Source organism: Azospirillum brasilense, assembly GCF_005222205.1.
Classification (GTDB): domain Bacteria; phylum Pseudomonadota; class Alphaproteobacteria; order Azospirillales; family Azospirillaceae; genus Azospirillum; species Azospirillum brasilense_G.
Genome location: NZ_CP032348.1, coordinates 464,201 through 481,853 on the forward strand (window position 1 = coordinate 464,201; position 17,653 = coordinate 481,853).

The window sequence follows — 17,653 nt, forward strand, 5'->3', positions numbered from 1 at the left end:
ATCCCTCATGATGCCGGAAGATGGACGAGGCGGGGCGCCGATGCAACCGGCGTACGAGGATGATCCGCGTGGGACCGTCCGCTTACGTCAGCAGGACCAGCGACAGGACCGGGAAAGCGTTGATGACGACCAGCGCGACCACCCGCATCCCATAGAAGGGCAGCACGCCCCGCACGATGGAATGGAGCGGCATCTTGGTGATACGGCTCATCACGAACAGGTTCAGGCCGACCGGCGGCGTCAGGGTCGCCACCTCCACCAGCGCGGTCATGATCACGGCGAAGTGGATCGGGTTCACCCCCACCGCCTGCGCCATCGGGAACAGGATTGGCGCCAGCAGCACGATCATCGACACGCCGTCCAGGAACATGCCGATGACGAGCAGCAGCAGGTTGACCGCCAGCAGGAATTCGAAGGGGGAGACCTGCGCCTCCTTCAGCATCGCGGTCAGCTCGGCGGACAGGCCGAGGCGGGTCAGCACCGCGGTCAGCAGGCCGGAGCCGAGCAGCACGCCGTAGATCATCACGGTCTGGAGAACCGACTCCCGCGCCGTTTCCCACACCGCGGCGAGATTGGCGGTGCGGTAGACCAGCGTCACCAGCACCACCGCGTAGATGGCGGCCAGCGCCGACACCTCGGTCGGGGTGAACCAGCCCATGTAGATCGTGCCGATGATGAGCACCGGCATCATCAGCGCCCCGGCGGCACCCGGCAGGCGTTGGCCGAAGCCCTTCCAGTCCGGACGCTCGCCGACATGACCGTAGCCCTTGAGCCGGCTGACGATCAGCGTGGTGAGGCCAAGCAGGAACGCCTCGAACAGGCCGGGCACGATGCCGGCGATGAACAGGTCGGTGATCGGCAGGCCAACGATGGAGCCGATCAGGATGAAGGTCAGCGACGGCGGGATCATCAGCCCGAGCGTGCCGCAGACCGCCACCAGCGACGCGGCGAAGCGGGGCGGGTAGCCCTCGTTCGGCATCAGCTTCACCGCCGCCGGGCCGAGCGCCACGGCGCAGGCCACCGACGAGCCGTTGACCGCCGCGAAGAACACGCTGGACATGGCCAGAGCCAGGGCGATGCCGCCGCGGAAGTAGCGGATGATCGTCCCGACCAGCTCCAGGATGACCAGCGCGAGGTTGCCGCGGGACATCAGGTTGCCGGCGAAGATGAAGAACGGGATGCAGACCAGCGCGTACTTGTCCACGGAATCCCAAGCCATCTGCGCGACCAGGACGACCGGGATGTTGAAGTTGAAGGTCAGCAGGCCGACCGCGATGACGCCCAGCGCCAGAGCGATGTGAACGCCCGCGGCCACGAAGAACAGCAGGCTGACGACGGCGACGATGGTGGTCATGGTGTTTCCTCCGCTTTTTCAGCCGTCGTTCAGAGATTCTCGCCCTCGACGGGCGGATCGGGGTCGTGGCCGCGCAGCAGCAGGATGATGTTGCCGACAAAGGCGAAGCCGTAGAGCACCCCGCCCAGCGGCAGCACAAGCCGGACCGTCCACAGCGGCAGGTCGAGATTGGACTCCGTGAACATGCCGATGGCCTGGAGATGCGCGACCTCCTGGAATCCGGCGATCACCAGAAGCACGCTGAAGGCCAGCCCGATCAGGCTGTTCAGCCAGGCGAAGGCCATCCGCACCCGGTGCGGCATCATGTTCAGCAGCAGGTCCATGCGGATGTAATGGCCGTGCCGCGTGCCGACGCCCAGCGACAGGAGCACGCTCCACACCACCAGGAAGCGGACCAGTTCCTCCGCCCACCAGTGGCTTTCCGACAGGAGGGAGCGGCTGGACGCCTCGTAGAACATGAAGCCGATGGCCGCCATCATCAGGATCGTGGCGACGTTCAGGAGGATGCGGTCCTCAATGAAGCTCCACCAGCCCGGCAGGCCGCGGCCCGGCGACGAGGCGGCTTCCGCCGCGGGCGACGTCGCCTGGGTGTGCGGGGCCGCGGAAGTCGCCGCGGACGTCAATGTATCGGTTCCCGGCATGGGTGGAACTCCCTTCACGAGAAGACCTGAGTCTGGGGGACGCGGCTCAGCCAGCCGGTGGCGCGCTCGTAGGCGTCGGCGATGCGCAGCAGCGTGGCTTCCGACCGCGGGCGGCCGATGAGCTGCAGGGCGATGGGCATGCCGTCCGGATCGAAGCCGGCGGGCGTGACGAGCGCCGGCAGGCCGAGGTAGGAGACCGGGCGAGTCAGCGCCGCCACCCCGGCGACCACCGCGGCCATCGCCGGCCCGGCCCCCACGTCGGTCTGGGCGGCGGTCGGAACGCGGCTGCGCAGGGCTGGGACGAACAGCGCGTCGCAATGGGCGAAGGGGCCGTCGATCATCGCCCGGAGATGAAGCGCGCGAAGCTGCTTCGCCTGGAGGTAGGAGGCCGCCGGCACCATCAGCCCCTGCAGAAGCCGCGCGCGGACCTGCGGGCCGTAGTCCTGCGGGCGCTCGCGCAGCCAGGGCGCGTGGACGGCCGCCGCCTCCGGCGTGAAGACGAGGTTGGCGAGGTCGCCGTAGGGCGCGTGGTCGGGGATGTCCACGTCGACGACGCGGGCGCCGGCGCGCTCCAGCACCGCCCGCGCCCGCTCCAGCGCGGCGGCAACGGCAGGGTCCAGGCCGTCGTAGTAGAATTGACGCGGGATGCCCAGCCGCAACCCTTCGACTCCCTGGCCGATGCCGTCCACGGCGTCCGTCCGCCCGGTGATCACCGAGAACAGCGTCGCCGCGTCCTCCGCGCTGCGGGCCAGCGGGCCGACACAGTCCAGGCTTTCCGACAGCGGCATCACGCCGTCCATCGGCGTCGCCCCCTGCGTCGGCTTCAGCCCGACCACGCCGCACAGCGCCGCCGGAAGCCGCACCGACCCGCCGGTGTCCGAGCCCAGCGAGCCGAAGGCCAGCCGCCCCGCCACCGCCGCCCCGGAGCCGGAGGAGGAACCGCCGGTGATGCGGTCGGGGTCCCAGGGGTTGCGGCAGCGACCGAGATGGGCGTTGTGCCCGGTCGGCCCCATGGCGAATTCCGCCATGTGCAGCGTGCCGAGGGTCACCGCTCCCGCCGCGTCCAGCCGCTCCAGCACCGTGGCCGTCCGCTCCGGGTGGAAGCCGCCGCGGATCGTCGGGGAACCGCAGGTGCAGCGCTTGCCGGCGCGGTAGAACATGTCCTTGTGGGCCAGCGGCACGCCGTGCAGCGCCCCGCGCGGCCGTCCGGCGCGGGCCTCCGCATCTGCGGTGCGGGCGGCGGCCAGCGCCTCCTCCGGCTCGACCGACAGGAAGGCGTTGAGCGTCGGGTTCAGCCGGGCGATGCGGTCTAGGCAGGCGTCGGCCAGGGCCTCCGCCCGCAGCGCGCCGTCGCGGACCGCCCTTGCGGCCTCCGTCAGGGTCAGCGATGTGGGATCGGTCATGCCCGCTCCCCGGCGATGAGCGCGGCATGGGCGCCCAGCGGCACGTCGAACAGCGGGCCGCCGGGATGCGCCGCCGCCAGGATGCCCGGCACGGCGGCCAGCAGGCGCCCGCACAGGGCGGCGTCGGTATCGTCCAGGGCCACCCCCTGAATCCTGGCCAGGGTCCGCGCGCAAGAGGCGGCGTCCCCGATGGAGTTCTCCGTCATTCCTTCCCTCCCTTCCGGTGCTGTCCCGCGCGGCTCTTCCGGCCGTTCACCGCAGGCAGGGGCTTCGGTGCCCCGTTACCCGGATCGTTGCAGCGTCATTTCATAACGGTATCGTCCGGCCGCGTGGCTGCTGACCGCCACCTCCAGCGCGTTTCCTTCGGCGTCCAGATAATGGCGGATCACCACCAGGATCGGGGTGCCGACCTCCACCGACAGGCGGGACGCGAGATTGGCGTCGGCCGAGGTGGCCTCGATCGACTGCACGACCTCCTCGATGCGCAGGCCGTAGCGGCTTTCCAGCACCGCGTAGACGGCGACCGGAAAGGTGCCGATGGCCTGGGCCACGTCGTCGAAGGCGGCGGGCAGGAACACCTCGGTGTAGCAGAGCGGGGTCCGCTCCCCCGGCTGGCGGCGCAGCGCCACCACCCGGACCCAGGGCGTGTCCGGCTGCGAGCGCAGAAGCTCCGCCGTCCGCCCCTCCACCAGGATCTTCTCCACCGCCAGCACCTCCAGCCGGGTGGAGGAGGCGTACTGCCCGATCTCCGCAAGGCTGGACAGCGTGTTGTGGAACCGCCCGTCGGGGCGGGCGGCGGTCACCACCGACCCCGAGCCCTGACGGCGCGCGATCAGGCCGAGATCCTGGAGCCGGCGCAGCGCCTCCCGCACCGTGTAGCGGCTGGCGGAAAAGCGCAGGCACAGCTCCTGCTCGGTCGGCAGCCGTTCGCCGACCCCGACCCGCCCGTCCGAGATGTCGGCGCGCAGCGCGTCCAGGATCTCCTGGAAGCGCGGCCCCTCCGCGGCGGACGGGCGGACGGAGGCCGGGCGAACGGCGGCTTTCACAGCGCCCCCTGCTCGCGCAGGGCGGCGATGCGCTCCGGCCCGATGCCGATGCGGCCCAGCACGTCCTCGGTGTCGGCGCCCAGCGCCGGGGCGGGGCGGGTGGGAAGGCGCTCGCCGCCGATGCGCACCGGTCCGGTCAGCATCCGCACCTTACCCGTTCCGTCTGGGGCCGACCCGTCCGGGTAGGAGAAGTCGGCCACCCGGTCGCTCTCGCTGACGAAGGGGTTCTCCAGCGATTGGGCAATGTCGAGGACCGGGGCGGCGGGAACGGCGCCGCCGAGGATCTCCACCCACTCCGCCGTGTCGCGCTGGCCGAGCACCTCGTCCAGCAGGACGGTGAGCAGCTCGCGGTTGGCCAGCCGGTCCTTGAAGCTGCGGAAGCGCGGGTCGTCCCCCCATTCCGGCTTGCCGATCTTGTCGCAGAAGACCGGCCAGAACTTTTCCTTGTTGCACATGACGAACAGCCAGCCGTCGCGCGTCCGGTAGAGCTGCGACGGGGTCAGGGAGGGGTGCGCGGAGCGCGGCTCCCGCCCCTGGTTGTGGCCGCCGTTGAGGTACCAGGTGGCGAGGTAGGTCATGTTGTGCAGCGCCGTGTCGAACAGGCTGACGTCCACGTCCGAACCCTTGCCGCTGGCCCGCGCCCCGACCACGCCGGAGACGAGGCCGAAGGCGGTCATCAGGCCGGTCATCATGTCGACCACCGACATGCCGAAGCGGGCGGGCGGCCCGTCCGGCTCGCCGGTCACCGACAGGTAGCCGGCCTCCGCCTGCATCAGATAGTCGTAGCCCGGCCAGGCCCGCCGCGGCCCCGTGCGCCCGTAGGCGGACAGGTGGGCGCAGACGATCTTGGGGTTGACCGCCTTCAGATGCTCGTAGGTCAGGCCCAGCTTGTCCGGCAGGTCGCCGCGCAGGTTGTCCAGCACGGCGTCGGCGTGGCGCACCAGCTCGTGCAGCACCGCCATGCCCTCGGGGTGCTTCAGGTTGAGGGTGATGCTGCGCTTGTTGCGGTTGAAGGACTGGTAGAAGTGGCTGTTGCCGGGGCCGAAGAAATGGGGGCCGACATGCCGGCCGACCTCGCCGCCTTCGGCGGGATTCTCGACCTTGATGACTTCGGCCCCGAGATCGGCCAGCAGCATGGTGCCGAACGGGCCGGCGCCGTATTGCTCCACGGCGATGACGGTGACGCCTTCGAGGGGTAGCACGCGGTGTCTCCCTGATGGGGGTGTGCGGGGTGTGTGGGGAGTGGTTGCACTTGCCCCCCTCCCGGCCTCCCCCCGCTGCGCACGGGGAGGAGAGAAGTCCCCTCCCCTGCGTCAGCGGGGGAGGGTTAGGGTGGGGGCCCGTCGCGACCACCCATCCTCACACCGGATTCTGCTCGATCAGCCGCTTGGCGATGATGATGCGCTGGATCTCGTTGGTGCCCTCGCCGATGCACAGCAGGGGGGCGTCGCGGTAGAGCCGCTCGACCACGAACTCCTTGGAGTAGCCGTAGCCGCCATGGATGCGCATGGCGTCCAGGGAGTTCTCCACCGCCGCTTCGGAGGCGAAGAGCTTGGCCATGCCGGCCTCGTAGTCGCAGCGCTCGCCGCGGTCGAGCGCCTTGGCCGCCTGCTGCACGAGAAGCCGCGCCGCGGAGACGCGGGTCGCCATGTCGGCCAGCTTCATCGCCACGGCCTGATGCTCGTGGATCGGCTTGCCGAAGGTCTTGCGCTGCTGGCTGTACTTCACGGATTCGTCCAGCGCCGCCTGGGCGACGCCGACGCCGCGCGCCGCCACGTTGACCCGGCCCAGCTCCAGGCCGGAGATGGCGCAGGCCATGCCGCGGCCCTCGACCCCGCCGATCAGCCGGTCGGCCGGGACGCGGTAGTCCTCGAAGACCAGCTCGGCGGAATCGATGCCCTTGTAGCCCAGCTTCTCCAGCTTGCGGCTGACCTTGAAGCCCGGCCCCTTCTCGGCCAGGAACATCGTCATGCCCTTGTGGCGGGGCTGTGCCGTCGGGTCGGTCTTGACCAGCAGGGCGAAGCAGCTTCCCTGGATGCCGTTGGTGATCCAGGTCTTCGAGCCGTTGATGACGTAATCGTCGCCGTCGCGCTTGGCCACCGTGCGGATGGCCTGCAGGTCGGTGCCGCAGTCCGGCTCCGTCAGAGCGAGGCCACCGCGCAGCTCGCCGGTGGCGAAGCGCGGCAGGAAGGCGGCCTTCTGCTCCTCCGTCCCGGTCTTGGTGACGATGAAGGCCATGATGAGGTGCGAGTTGATGATGCCGGACAGCGACATCCACACCGACGAGATGCGCTCGATCATCTTGGCGTAGGTGGAGGGGCGCAGACCGAGCCCGCCGTATTCCTCGGGGATCGTCGCCCCGAACAGGCCCAGCTCCTTCATCCGCTCGACGATCTCGTCGGGGTAGGCGTCGTCATGCTCCAGCTTCAGGGCGACCGGCCGGACATGGCGGTCGAGGAAGCGGTCCACGCTGTCGAGGATCAGGCGCTCCTGCTCGTCGCGTTCCGCGTCGGTCATGCTGGTGGTGGTGTCGCTCATGGCGTGTTTCCCGGAATGGATGGTCAGCGGACGGACGGCGACAGGACGGACAGCGAGTCCGCCGCGCGCGGGCTGGCGTCGAGGCCGAGGACGGCGTCGGCGATGCGCGCCGCGGCGGTCTCGTTCACGGTCATGGCGGCGTTGCCGCGGTACTTGTCCACGATCTCGGCGTTGGACAGCGGGCGGTCGGCGGCGCCGCGGTTGATGTGCTCGCGGTGGCGCAGCTCCCGCCCGTCGTCGAGCGTGATGACCAGCTCGCCCGAATAGGCCTTGGGGAAGGGCGAGTCCGGATCGTGGCGGTAGGACACCTTCGACGCGATGTCGAGGATCGCCGCGTCGCCCAGCGCGTCATTCTCCAGCTCCGCCAGGGTCAGGCGCCCGCGCACCAGCGCTGCGGCGACCAGGAAGGGCACGCTGAACTGCGCGTCGTAGGAGTTGGACGGCCGCTTCTTGTTGGCCTCCGGCTCGCAGACGGTCTTGACCACCTGCTCGGGCACCAGCGCCTCGATGCGGCGGATGCGCGCGGTGTCGAGGCCGTCGCGGCGCAGCTCCAGGGCGGCGTCGACGCAGGCGTGGGTGAAGTGGCAGGCCGGGTAGGGCTTGATCGCCGTCGCCATCAGCTCCCACGTCTCGCCGAGGCCGGCGGTGGCGATGCCGAGTTCCGCGCGACCGGCCTCCTTGCCGAGATAGGCGTTGAACAGGCCGAAGCGGCCCTCGTAGGGGCGGGTGACGCCGGTGAAGCCCTCGCGGGCCAGCGCCGCCGCGGTGATGCCCGCCGCCGCCGCCCAGCCGGGATGCAGGCGCTTGTTCCAGGCGCCGTCCTCCAGGAACTCCAGGCTGCCGCTCGCCATCGACAGGGCGATGCCCTGGGCGGCGGCGAGCTGCGCGCGGGTCAGGCCGAGCAGCCGGCCGGCGGCCAGCGCGCAGCCGAACACGCCGATCATGCCCGTCGGGTGGAAGCCCACCTGGTGGAAGCCGCCGCGCGCCACCGCGCCGAGCCGGGCCGCCACCTCGACGCCCAGCACATAGGCGCTGACCACGGAACGGCCGTCCGCCCCGGTCATCGCCGCCGCCGACAGCACGGCGGGCATCACGCTGGCGGTCGGGTGGATGACGCCGCCGATGTGGGTGTCGTCGTAGTCGAGGCCGTGGCAGAGCAGCCCGTTGACCGTCGCCGCGTCGCGGGCGGGCAGCGCCGCGGGCATGCCGATCACCGGCACCGGCCCCTCCCCCGCCAGCCCGCGCAGCGCGGTCAGCGTCTTGTGGGCGAAGTCGTAGCGCGTCGAGGCGAGCGCGATGCCCACGGCGTCCAGCATGTGGTGCGGCGCGCGGGTGCGGACCTCCGCCGGGATGGCGTCGTCGGGGGTGTCGGCGACGAAGGCCGCCAGCGTGGCGGCGATGGATTCCATGGTCGGATCGGTGGCGGGCATGGTTCCTCCCTCTTGTTCTTCTCGGGCTATCTGTTCGTCTGGGATTGTCCGGATCAGTCGCTCCGGATCAGTCGCCGATGCCGTGGCCCCGCTTGGGGACGAGGCTGGCCCGTTCGAAGGTCAGGAAGACCGTGCCGTCGGCCTTGTAGCCCTCGGTGTAGGTGGTCACGATGCCCTGGGTCGGGCGCTTCTTGGATTCGCGCACGTCCAGCACCTTGGAGCGCGCGTAGATCGTATCGCCGGGGAAGACCGGGGCGACCAACTTGATCTCCTTCCAGCCCAGGTTGGCGACCGACTTGTAGGAGACGTCGTCCACCGTCATGCCCAGAACCATGGCCAGCGTCAGCCCGCTGTTGACCAGCGGTTTGCCGAACTCCGACTTCTCGGCGAAGGCGTGGTCGCAGTGCATGGGGTGGCGGTTCATCGTCAGCAGGCTGAACTGGATGTTGTCCGCTTCGGTGATGGTCCGGCCGGGGCGGTGCTCGTAGACATCGCCGACGGTGAAATCCTCAAGGTAGCGGCCAAGGTCGGCGACGATGGTCCGCGGTTCCTGAACATCGGGCATGGGCGGGCGTCTCTTGTCTGCGGATCGGAGGGGTGAGTGCGGGGCGCCGATCATTTCAAGGTGACATGTTCAGCGCGTGTGATAGCATGTTGTACGTACAAATAACACGCCACCTCACCCTTGGAAAGCGTTTTCATGCCCAACAACCCGCAAGCCCCAGCAACGGCGCCGGAATCGCCGGCCCGCCGCTCCTACCTGTTCGTTCCCGGTGCCCGTCCCGACCGTTTCGGCAAGGCCCTGGGGGCCGGCGCCGACGCGGTCATCATCGATCTGGAGGACGCGGTGGCCCCCGGCGACAAGGACAGCGCCCGCGCCGCCGTCTGCGCCTTCCTGCGGGAACACGACGGCGCGGGCGGGCCGGCGGTTTTCGTTCGAACCAATTCGCTGCGCAGCCGCACCGGCCTGCTCGACATCCTCGCCCTGACGGATCTGCCGGACGGCGCGGCGCCGCGCTGGGCGGGAATCCTGCTGCCGAAGGTGGATGGGGCCGAGGATGTCCGGCTGGCTGCCGGACTTCTCGACGAGCGCAATCTCCCCGGCGCGCTCGGCGCGCTGATCGAGAGCGCCGACGGGCTGGAGAACGTTATGGCGATCGCCGCGGCCTCCCCCCGCCTGTCCTTCCTGATGTTCGGCGGGGCCGACCTGTCGGCGGAACTGCGCGTGCCGCTGTCCTGGGAGCCGCTGGTCCAGGCCCGCACCCGCATCGTGCACGCCGCTGCCCGATTCGGGCTGGACGCGCTGGACATGCCGTGGATCGCGCTGGACGACGAGGAGGGCTACCGGCGGGAGCTGGCGCGCAGCGTCCTCCACGGCTTCACCGCGCGCTCAGCCATCCACCCCAAGCAGATCACCGCCATCCACGACGCCTACACCCCGTCGCCGGAGGCGGTTCTCCGCGCCGGACGGGTCCTGGCCGCCTTCGAGGCCGCGGGCGGCGGGGTCTGCGTGCTGGACGGCAAGCTGGTCGAACGCCCCCTGGTGCTGGGGTCCCATCGAATCCTGGCATTGGCCCGCCGCGCCGGAATGCTGTAGGCCAGGAATCGACCGTTCACGCGCGCCGCGCCACCGCCACTTGTCCGGACCCTACAAGACGCAAGGCCCATGACCACGCAAGAAACCCCGCCCGCCCCCTTTCCCCTGCTGCTGGCGGAGGTGACCAGCGTTCAGACCGTCGCCACCCTGTCGGTCCTGACGCTGGCGACGGTCGCCCCGCTGGCCGCCGCCTCGCTGGGGGTCGGGTCGGAGGCGGTCGGCTACCAGATCAGCGTCATCTACAGCGCCGCCGCGCTGGTGTCCGCCTTCGCCGGTCTGGTGGTCCGCCGCTGGGGCGCCGGCACGGTGGGTGTCCTGGCGCTGGGGCTGGGGCTGGTGGGCTGCCTGGGCCTCGCCACCGGCTCCCTGTGGGTGGCGGCGCTGGCGTCGGTGCTGCTCGGCATCGGCTACGGGCTGGTGAACCCCTCCTCCTCCCACCTGCTGAACCGCTTCACCCCGCCGGCGCGGCGCAATCTGGTCTTCTCGCTGAAGCAGACCGGTGTGCCGCTGGCCGGCGTGCTGGCCGGGCTGACCCTGCCGGGAATCGGCGAGATCGCCGGCTGGCGCGGGGCGGCGCTGGCGGTGGCCGCCATGTTCGCGCTGCTGCTGGTCCTCTTCGCGCCGGGCCGCCGGGTGTGGGACGACGACCGCAGCCCCGGCCTACCGATCCGCGGCAACCTGATGGAGGGGCCGCGGCTGGTCTGGCGGGTGCCGGCGCTGCGCGGCTTCGCCCTGATGGGCTTCTTCTTCTCGGCGATCCAGCTGTCGCTGATGGCCTTCACGGTGAACATGCTGGTGCACGACCTGCACTGGTCCATCGTGTCGGCCGGGCTGGCCGTGTCGGTCATGCAGGCGGCGGGGGCGGCGGCGCGCATCGGCTGGGGGCTTCTGGCCGACCGGCTGCGCTCCGGCGTGGCGGTGCTGGGCGGCATCGGCGGGCTGTCCGCCGCCTCCGCCCTGGCCACCGCCGGGCTGGGGCCGAGCTGGCCGGTGCCCGCGGTGATCGGCGTGCTGACGGTGTTCGGCGTCGCCGCCATCGGCTGGAACGGCGTGTTCCTGGCGGAGGTGGCGCGGGTCGCCCCGAAGGGCACGGCCAGCACGGCGACCGGCGGCGCGCTGATGTTCACCTTCTCCGGCGTGGTCGTCGGGCCGGCGCTGTTCGCCACCCTGTTCAACGCGGTCGGCAGCTACGGCGAGACCTTCGCCCTGATGATGGCTTTCCCGCTGGCCGGGGCGGCGGCCGTCCTGTTCTGGTCGCGCCGCAAAACTTGATGGCGAGGGTCATAGGCCCATCGCGTAGAGTTGTCCGTACAATAATGTTGGCACTGCCCACTGTTTTCCCCTATGATCGTTCGGACAAGCGGGCCAGAAGCGTCCGAACGCAGCAATGGGAGGGAAGCCAATGTTCAATCCGTCACTCTTCAGGCCATTCTGGGCGAAGACGCTGCTGGTCGGCATGACCGTGGCCGGGCTGGCCGCCGGGACGTCGGGCCAGGCCCGCGCGCAGGCGGCGCCGGTCGAGATGGTGATGACGGACGAGATCGCGACGTCCCACTGGACCGCCAAGATGATGGACGAGTATGCGGCCCTCATCGAAGAACGTTCGAAGGGCCGCATCAAGCCGAAGGTCTTCCACTCCGGCACGCTCTACAAGGACAAGGACGCCGTCGCCGCCCTCGGGTCGGGCGCCGTGCACATGGTCTGGCCGGTCAGCGTGCAGCTTGAGAGCATCGCCCCGCAGTACGGCGTGGTGAACCTGCCCTTCGCCGTCACCGATGCCGCGATGTCCAAGCCGGAAACCGCGCAGGAAGTGTCCAAGCTGCTGTCCGGGCTGGTGGCCGACAAGGGTATCCGCGTCATGGGGCTGATGCGCACCGCCGACCTGATCTTCCTGTTCAAGGACAAGGAGGTCGACTCCGTCGGCGACCTGAAGGGCAGCAAGATCCGCCTGACCGGCGGCCGCGTCCTGCAGCTTCTGATGCGCGACTTCGGGGCCAGCCCGGTGTCGATGCCCGCCTCCGAAATGGCGGCGGCGCTGATGCAGGGCGCCATCGACGGCATCTACACCTCCGCCGGCGGCTGGGAGATGGTCGGCACCAACGCCGCCAAGGTCGCCTCGCTGATACCGGGCATGAGCCTGCTCACCTACTCCGTCCTGGTCGACGACAAGTGGATGAAGGGCCTGCCCGACGATCTGCGCCAGGTGGTGGAGACGACCACCAACGAGATCATCGCCAAGCAGTGGCAGCGCGCCATCGACGCCGACAAGAAGACCATGGATCAGATGATCGCCCAGGGCGGGCGGCTGGCCGTGGCTCCCGAGGCGGAGCAGGCGAAGTTCCGCGAGATCGCCAACAAGGTCAACCAGGACTACGTCCGGCGCTACCCTGAGGTCTGGAAGCAGTATCAGGCCATCGTCGGCGACAAGAGCTGAGGCGATCCCCCTCGCTTCACCTCGCGGTGCGGGCGGCGTTCCGGAAGGGGCGCCACCCGCACCGATTTTTTTATAAGGACCCTCAGACCGACCGCATGAGGCCGCCGTCCACCCGGATGTTCTGCCCGGTGATGTAGCCGGCCCCGTCGGAAGCGAGGAAGGCGACGGTCGCCGCGATCTCCTCGCTCTTGCCGTAGCGGGCCATCGGCACGCCCTGGCGCCGCTCCTCCGTCGCCGGCAGGCTGTCGATCCAGCCGGGCAGCACGTTGTTCATGCGCACATTGTCGGCGGCGTACTGGTCGGCGAACAGCTTGGTGAAGGAGGCCAGCCCGGCCCGCGCGACGGCGGAGGTCGGGAACATCGGGCTCGGTTCGAAGGCCCAGGCGGTCGAGATGTTGATGATCGTCCCGCCCTTCTGCCCGACCATGACCGGGGTCACCAGCCGGACCGCCCGGACGACGTTCAGGAAATAGACCTCGATCCCCTTGTGCCAGTCCTCGTCGGTCAGCTCCAGCAGGCCTTTTCGCGGGCCGTGGCCGGCGCTGTTCACCAGCGCGTCGATGCGGCCCCAGCGCTCCATCGTCCGGCTCACCAGACGCTCCAGATCCTCGGCGGACTGGTTCGAGCCGGTCACGCCGATGCCGCCCAGTTCCTCCGCCAGAGCCTCGCCCTTGCCGGAGGAGGACAGCACCGCGACCTTGAACCCGTCCGCCGCGAGGCGCCGCGCCGCCGCGGCCCCCATGCCGCTGCCGCCCGCGGTGATGATGGCAACCTTATCGCCCATGATTCGTCATCCCTCTCCTGCCGGAACGGTTCGTCCGTTCCTTCTCCCCTCCTGTATCGCACCGGATGCAGGACGGGGCCAAGGGAAGCGTGCGCGCGCCTTCGGGCGCCAAAAGGACGGCGCCGGATTCAGGGTCGGTCAGCGGACGAAAAGGAAGGCCAGCGACGCGACCGGAGCCACGGTGACGAAGCCGACGGCGACAAAGCGCTCGACCGGGCTCCAGGACGCCCAATCCCGCTGAAGCGAGGACAAGAACGACTTCATGATCCCTCACGGACCGGCTGATGTTGCAATGCATATAAGATACGGTTTCCAGGGGCGTTCGTGCCAGAGGCGTGGCTTCCGTATCGCGAAATATCAGGGGGTGATGCAGCGCCGCCACAGGCCGGAAAGCGGCACTCCGAAAGGGTTTCGTCAAACCGGTGCTGCTCAGGGTTGCCCATCGGCCACAGGGTTCGATGGACGGGAGGATCAGGACGGCGCGCCGCCGTTCCCGCCGAACAGGGCGAGGATGCGCGCCGCCGCCAACTCTGGCGGAATCGACGCGATGCAATGCGCCTCGGCCGCCGTGCAGCTTTCCGGCGGACAGGGCGCGAGCGCCGCCGCGGGCCGCAGCACCTGCGCCCGCGCGCACCAGGGACGGAAGCGCTCCGGCGCGTGGAAGTGGTTGGGGTCCCCGCCCTCCGGATGGCAGGAGAAGACGGCGACCGGCACGCCAACGGCGGCCCCGAGATGGGCCGGGGCGGAATCCATGGCGATCAGCCCCGCCGTCCGCTCGATCACCGCCGCCGCCAGCCGCAGGCCGGTCCGCCCGGTCAGGTCGGCCACCCGCCCCGGCAGAGCCGCGGCGATCCGCTCCGCCGCCGCCCACTCCAGCTCCGTGCCGAGAACCACCACCCGCGCGCCGAGCGCGATCGCCACCACGGCAACCACCGCCGCCAGCCGGTCCGGGGGGTATTCGCGGCGCGAGGCGGCGGCCCCCGGCGCCACGGCGATGAGCCGTTCCCCCGACGCATCGGTCAGCAAGCGGGCGGCCTCCGCCCGGTCCTCCGCGGTCAGGTGCAGTTCGACCCCGTCGCCGTCCGGCACACCGCCGGCGAAGCGCAGCAGGGCGAGGTTCTGCTCCACCTCGTGGCGGCCGGGCGGCGGCGTCAGCCGGTGGGTGTAGGCGCGGTCGAAACCGGCGTTGCCCGACGCCTTCCAGGGCGTGACCGCCTCGGAGAAACTGACAACGGCGCGGGCGCGGCTGTTCGCGGCGAGCGCCGTGGCGCCATGCCGGTCGAAATCGTAGCGGGGCACCAGCGTCAGGTCGAAGCCGGCGCGGAAGGCCTCCGCGAAGGCCGCCGCACCACCCGGCGTGACGCCGCGCAGGTCGATCCCCCCGCCCGGCTTCGGATGGGGCGCCACCACCGCGTCGACATGCGGGCAGGTCTCGGCGAGGTCGGCCACGGCGGGGCGCACCGCCAGCACGATGCGCGCCCGCGCCGCCGAGGCCCGCAGCCCGCGCAGGAAGGGCGTGGCGAGCACGAAGTCACCCACCTCGTCCAGCTTCACCACCAGGATGCGCCGGGCGGACGAAAGGTCGAAGACGGCGTCCGTCATGCCGCGCTCATGTCGATGCGGGCAGGCGGCAGACCGGCGCACCAGCGCCGCCACGCCATGCGGTAACCGGCCTCGACCGCCCGGACATACCCCGCCTCGTCCATCAGCGGGGAGCGCGCCATCCGCTCGCGCAGGCCCGCGCGTTGCGCCTCCAGGAAGGCGCGGTCCGTGGCCAGCCGGACGGCGAGCGCCACGTAATCGTCCTCGCGCTCCACCACCAGCCCGCCCAGCCCGACGCTGCCGAGCATCGTGGCGCCCCAGCGCGAGATCATCGCCTCCCCCGCGATGGACAGCACGGGTACCCCCATCCACAGCGCGTCGCAGGTCGTCGTCCCGCCGTTGGCGAAGACGGGGTCGAGCGCGCAATCGAGCAGCCGATAATCCTCATAGGGGTCCGGGGCGGTGCCGCGCAGCAGCAGCCGCGATTCCTCAACCCCATGGGCGGCGAAGGCGTCCAGCACCCGCCGCGCCACACCGCCGCCGGACAGCCCCCGCCACTTCAGCATCAGCCGCGCCTCCGGCACCGCCGTCAGCACCCGCCCCCACAGCGCCAGCGTCGAGGCGTTCAGCTTCGTCAGGTTGTTGAAGGAGCCGAAGGTGAACACCCCCGCCGTCTCCACCGGCGGGCGGGCCGGCGGCGGCGCGGCGGACTCAGCCGGGCGGTAGCACAGCACGCTGCCCGGCAGGCGGATCAGCTTTTCCGTGTGCAGGGCGTCCGCGCCCGCCGCGGCGAAGCGGTGATCGGAAAACTGGTAGTCCATCGCCGTCAGCCCCGTCGTGTTCGGGTAGAGCGGCAGGCTGACCTGGACCGGCGCCGGGCGGCGGATGAACAGCGGCATACGGTTGCGCGACATATGCCCGCCGCAATCCACCAGCACGTCGATGCCGTCCGCCCGGATCAGGCGCTCAAGCTCGCCGTCCGGCAGGGCCGCGACGGCGCGCCAGCGGTCGGCCAGCGCGGCGAAGCGGTCCGTCGCCGCGTCCTTCGGCAGGTCGGCGTAATAGCAGGTCACCTCCACCGCCGACCGGTCGTGGCCCTCGATCAGCGGCAGCAGGAAATGGTAGCCCGGCCCCGGGTAGCGCTGGAAATCCGGCGACAGGTAGCCGACGCGCAAGCGGCGCTCCGGATCGCGGTCCACCGCGGCGAAGCGCGGGGCGGCGGGCGGCACCGGCATCACCGCACGCTCGAACCCCTTATGCTCCTCGAACACCGCGCCGAGGTCGGCCTCTTCCGCGAAGCACAGGCAGAACAGCAGGTTGGAGCGCACCTCCGCGTCCTGCGGCGCGCGCTCCAGCGCGGCGCGCAGGGCGGCAACCGCCTCGCCATGGCGGCCGAGCGCCATCAGCGCGACGCCCAGGTTGGAACTGGCCAGCGCCTCCCGCTCCGCCGTGCGCAAGGCCAGCGCCCGCCCCAGCAGGACCAGCGCGTCGTCGAAGGCGCCCGCGTCGATGGCGTGGGTGCCGAGGTTGGTCCAGCCGGCGGCACCGTCGGGCTGCAGGGCCAGCGCGCGCCGGAACCACGCCCGCGCCTCCCCGGGGCGCTTGGCCCGGTGCTGGACGGCCCCGGCGTTGAGGGCGTGGCCCGCCTCCTCCGGGTCGGCGCGGACGGCGCGGCGGGCGGCGGTCCCGGCCGCCTCCATCGCACCCAGGGCGGACAGCGCCATGCCCAGCCCGGTCAGCGCCGGGGCGGACTCCGGCTCCAGCGCCAGGGCGCGCCGGTAGCAGCGCGGCGCCTCCGCGGGATGGCCGCGCTCCTGCCACAGATTGCCGAGCACGAGCAGGGAGTCGGGCGCCGGGGCCAGCACCGCCGCCCGCTCCAGCCACGCCGCCCCCTCGCGCCAGGGTCCCGCCGCGGCCAGCGCCGCGCCCAGGACCTTCGCGCCTTCGCCGTGGCCCGGCTCCAGCGCCATCAGCCGCCGCCCCGCCGCCACGGTGCCGGCCCTATCGCCCAGCGCGTGACACAGGCCCGTCACCTGCTCCTGCGCCTGGACCAGCAGCGGCGCCAGGGCGGCGGCGCGGCGGAAGGCGGCGAGGGCGTCTTGCGGACGCCCGGCGTCGCGCAGCGCGGCCCCCTGGTTGTAGACCGCCAGCACGTCTCCGGGAGCGAGCGCCGACGCCCGCCCGTACCAGTCCGCCGCCGGGCCGGGCCGCCCCAGATCGTACAGCGCGTCGGCCAGCGCGTTCGCGGCTTCGCCATCCTGCGGCGCCAACGCCAGCAGGCGGCGGAAGGCCCGCGCCGCGACCTCCGCCCGCCCGAGCTTCGTGTGGGCCGCCGCCTCCCGCCGGTGATGGTCGGGGACCAGCGGGGCGAGGCGGGCGGCGTGGCCGTAGGCGTCCGCGGCCTCCGCCCAGCGCCCCGCCGCCTCCAGCACGCGGCCGAGGTTGAGGCGGAAGACCGGCTGGCCGCCGTCCTTCGCCACGGCCTTGCGGATCAGCGCGATCGCGGATTCCGGATCGCCGGCCTGCGCCGTCAGCAGGCCCAGCAGATGCAGCGCGTCGCTCTGGTCCGGGACGTGGCGCAGCACCCGCTCGTAGAGGGGCCGCGCCTCCGCCAGCCGTCCGTTCTGGTGATGGACGACGGCCTGCGCCAGCGTTTCCTGGAGCGTGGCAGTGGAAGGGTCGCGGCTGGCGCTCATGACGGTCCGTTCGGCTGGCCCATGGACAGGGCGTCGGGGCGCGCAGTGTAGCGCGACCGCGGGACGGCGGGTACGAATGCCTTGATGCCGCCGGGATCAGCCGACCGTAAATTTTCGGTCCGGACCGCGCAGGAGATCCCGGCAGCCCGCGTATCACCACCAGCAGGCTCCCCGGAGCCGGTCGGACG

At 71.2% G+C, this 17,653-nt stretch carries 16 protein-coding genes; 3 read left to right on the top strand and 13 right to left on the bottom strand.

All coding sequences use genetic code 11. The features are described 5' to 3' along the window. Positions 1-82: 82 nt before the first annotated feature. The 9 genes from D3869_RS28055 to D3869_RS28095 form a co-directional block, all read right to left on the bottom strand. Positions 83-1,354: a TRAP transporter large permease gene (locus D3869_RS28055; RefSeq protein ID WP_137142970.1), complete on the bottom strand. Its 1,272-nt coding sequence runs from the start codon at positions 1,352-1,354 to the stop codon at positions 83-85. 29 nt (positions 1,355-1,383) lie between these two features. Next, positions 1,384-1,995 carry a TRAP transporter small permease gene (locus D3869_RS28060; RefSeq protein WP_137142971.1) on the bottom strand — a complete coding sequence of 204 codons (612 nt, stop codon included), beginning with the start codon at positions 1,993-1,995 and terminating at the stop codon, positions 1,384-1,386. Between the two features lie 14 nt (positions 1,996-2,009). Further along, positions 2,010-3,398: an amidase gene (locus D3869_RS28065; protein ID WP_137142972.1), complete on the bottom strand. Its 1,389-nt coding sequence runs from the start codon at positions 3,396-3,398 to the stop codon at positions 2,010-2,012. Further along, positions 3,395-3,604 (bottom strand): hypothetical protein, encoded by a 210-nt coding sequence (locus D3869_RS28070; RefSeq protein WP_137142973.1) that lies wholly within the window; start codon positions 3,602-3,604, stop codon positions 3,395-3,397. Before D3869_RS28070 ends, D3869_RS28065 begins: the two co-directional genes overlap by 4 nt. A gap of 75 nt (positions 3,605-3,679) precedes the next feature. Next, on the bottom strand, positions 3,680-4,444 hold the full coding sequence (locus tag D3869_RS28075; RefSeq protein ID WP_014200018.1) for a GntR family transcriptional regulator: 765 nt from the start codon (positions 4,442-4,444) through the stop codon (positions 3,680-3,682). Next, positions 4,441-5,646: a CaiB/BaiF CoA transferase family protein gene (locus D3869_RS28080; protein ID WP_137142974.1), complete on the bottom strand. Its 1,206-nt coding sequence runs from the start codon at positions 5,644-5,646 to the stop codon at positions 4,441-4,443. Before D3869_RS28080 ends, D3869_RS28075 begins: the two co-directional genes overlap by 4 nt. A gap of 157 nt (positions 5,647-5,803) precedes the next feature. Continuing rightward, entirely contained in the window at positions 5,804-6,982 is a 1,179-nt protein-coding gene (locus D3869_RS28085; protein WP_199230202.1) for an acyl-CoA dehydrogenase family protein, read from the bottom strand. Positions 6,983-7,005: 23 nt separating this feature from the next. Continuing rightward, positions 7,006-8,412, bottom strand: a complete 1,407-nt coding sequence (locus D3869_RS28090) for an MmgE/PrpD family protein (RefSeq protein ID WP_137142975.1) — start codon at positions 8,410-8,412, stop codon at positions 7,006-7,008. A gap of 67 nt (positions 8,413-8,479) precedes the next feature. Beyond that, positions 8,480-8,977, bottom strand: a complete 498-nt coding sequence (locus D3869_RS28095) for a MaoC family dehydratase (RefSeq protein WP_014200021.1) — start codon at positions 8,975-8,977, stop codon at positions 8,480-8,482. Between the two features lie 135 nt (positions 8,978-9,112). On the opposite strand from D3869_RS28095, the gene D3869_RS28100 reads away from it, so the two are divergent. The 3 genes from D3869_RS28100 to dctP all read left to right on the top strand — a co-directional run bounded on the left by D3869_RS28100 (position 9,113) and on the right by dctP (position 12,443). Further along, positions 9,113-10,009: an HpcH/HpaI aldolase/citrate lyase family protein gene (locus tag D3869_RS28100; RefSeq protein ID WP_137142976.1), complete on the top strand. Its 897-nt coding sequence runs from the start codon at positions 9,113-9,115 to the stop codon at positions 10,007-10,009. A gap of 69 nt (positions 10,010-10,078) precedes the next feature. Further along, positions 10,079-11,281: an MFS transporter gene (locus D3869_RS28105; protein WP_137142977.1), complete on the top strand. Its 1,203-nt coding sequence runs from the start codon at positions 10,079-10,081 to the stop codon at positions 11,279-11,281. A 130-nt stretch (positions 11,282-11,411) separates the two neighbouring features. Beyond that, positions 11,412-12,443 (top strand): TRAP transporter substrate-binding protein DctP, encoded by a 1,032-nt coding sequence (dctP, locus tag D3869_RS28110; RefSeq protein ID WP_137142978.1) that lies wholly within the window; start codon positions 11,412-11,414, stop codon positions 12,441-12,443. A gap of 82 nt (positions 12,444-12,525) precedes the next feature. Here the strand turns inward: dctP and D3869_RS28115 are convergent, their stop codons facing one another. The 4 genes from D3869_RS28115 to D3869_RS28125 all read right to left on the bottom strand — a co-directional run bounded on the left by D3869_RS28115 (position 12,526) and on the right by D3869_RS28125 (position 17,465). After that, a complete protein-coding gene (locus D3869_RS28115; protein ID WP_035682752.1) occupies positions 12,526-13,227 on the bottom strand; it encodes an SDR family oxidoreductase in 702 nt (233 codons plus the stop codon). 138 nt (positions 13,228-13,365) lie between these two features. Beyond that, positions 13,366-13,491: a hypothetical protein gene (locus D3869_RS34560; RefSeq protein ID WP_281390100.1), complete on the bottom strand. Its 126-nt coding sequence runs from the start codon at positions 13,489-13,491 to the stop codon at positions 13,366-13,368. Between the two features lie 207 nt (positions 13,492-13,698). Beyond that, positions 13,699-14,829: a glycosyltransferase family 9 protein gene (locus tag D3869_RS28120; protein WP_137142979.1), complete on the bottom strand. Its 1,131-nt coding sequence runs from the start codon at positions 14,827-14,829 to the stop codon at positions 13,699-13,701. Next, the gene (locus tag D3869_RS28125; protein ID WP_137142980.1) at positions 14,826-17,465 is read right to left on the bottom strand and encodes a tetratricopeptide repeat protein; all 2,640 of its coding nucleotides are present in this window, start codon (positions 17,463-17,465) and stop codon (positions 14,826-14,828) included. Before D3869_RS28125 ends, D3869_RS28120 begins: the two co-directional genes overlap by 4 nt. Positions 17,466-17,653 lie beyond the last annotated feature (188 nt).

Coding starts and splice junctions, on each gene's coding strand:
- D3869_RS28065 (WP_137142972.1), bottom strand. CDS start 3,398: ATGACCGATCCCACATCGCTGACCCTGACGGAGGCCGCAAGGGCGGTC.
- D3869_RS34560 (WP_281390100.1), bottom strand. CDS start 13,491: ATGAAGTCGTTCTTGTCCTCGCTTCAGCGGGATTGGGCGTCCTGGAGC.
- D3869_RS28105 (WP_137142977.1), top strand. CDS start 10,079: ATGACCACGCAAGAAACCCCGCCCGCCCCCTTTCCCCTGCTGCTGGCG.
- D3869_RS28095 (WP_014200021.1), bottom strand. CDS start 8,977: ATGCCCGATGTTCAGGAACCGCGGACCATCGTCGCCGACCTTGGCCGC.
- D3869_RS28090 (WP_137142975.1), bottom strand. CDS start 8,412: ATGCCCGCCACCGATCCGACCATGGAATCCATCGCCGCCACGCTGGCG.
- D3869_RS28125 (WP_137142980.1), bottom strand. CDS start 17,465: ATGAGCGCCAGCCGCGACCCTTCCACTGCCACGCTCCAGGAAACGCTG.
- D3869_RS28120 (WP_137142979.1), bottom strand. CDS start 14,829: ATGACGGACGCCGTCTTCGACCTTTCGTCCGCCCGGCGCATCCTGGTG.
- D3869_RS28055 (WP_137142970.1), bottom strand. CDS start 1,354: ATGACCACCATCGTCGCCGTCGTCAGCCTGCTGTTCTTCGTGGCCGCG.
- dctP (WP_137142978.1), top strand. CDS start 11,412: ATGTTCAATCCGTCACTCTTCAGGCCATTCTGGGCGAAGACGCTGCTG.
- D3869_RS28115 (WP_035682752.1), bottom strand. CDS start 13,227: ATGGGCGATAAGGTTGCCATCATCACCGCGGGCGGCAGCGGCATGGGG.
- D3869_RS28085 (WP_199230202.1), bottom strand. CDS start 6,982: ATGAGCGACACCACCACCAGCATGACCGACGCGGAACGCGACGAGCAG.
- D3869_RS28060 (WP_137142971.1), bottom strand. CDS start 1,995: ATGCCGGGAACCGATACATTGACGTCCGCGGCGACTTCCGCGGCCCCG.
- D3869_RS28070 (WP_137142973.1), bottom strand. CDS start 3,604: ATGACGGAGAACTCCATCGGGGACGCCGCCTCTTGCGCGCGGACCCTG.
- D3869_RS28100 (WP_137142976.1), top strand. CDS start 9,113: ATGCCCAACAACCCGCAAGCCCCAGCAACGGCGCCGGAATCGCCGGCC.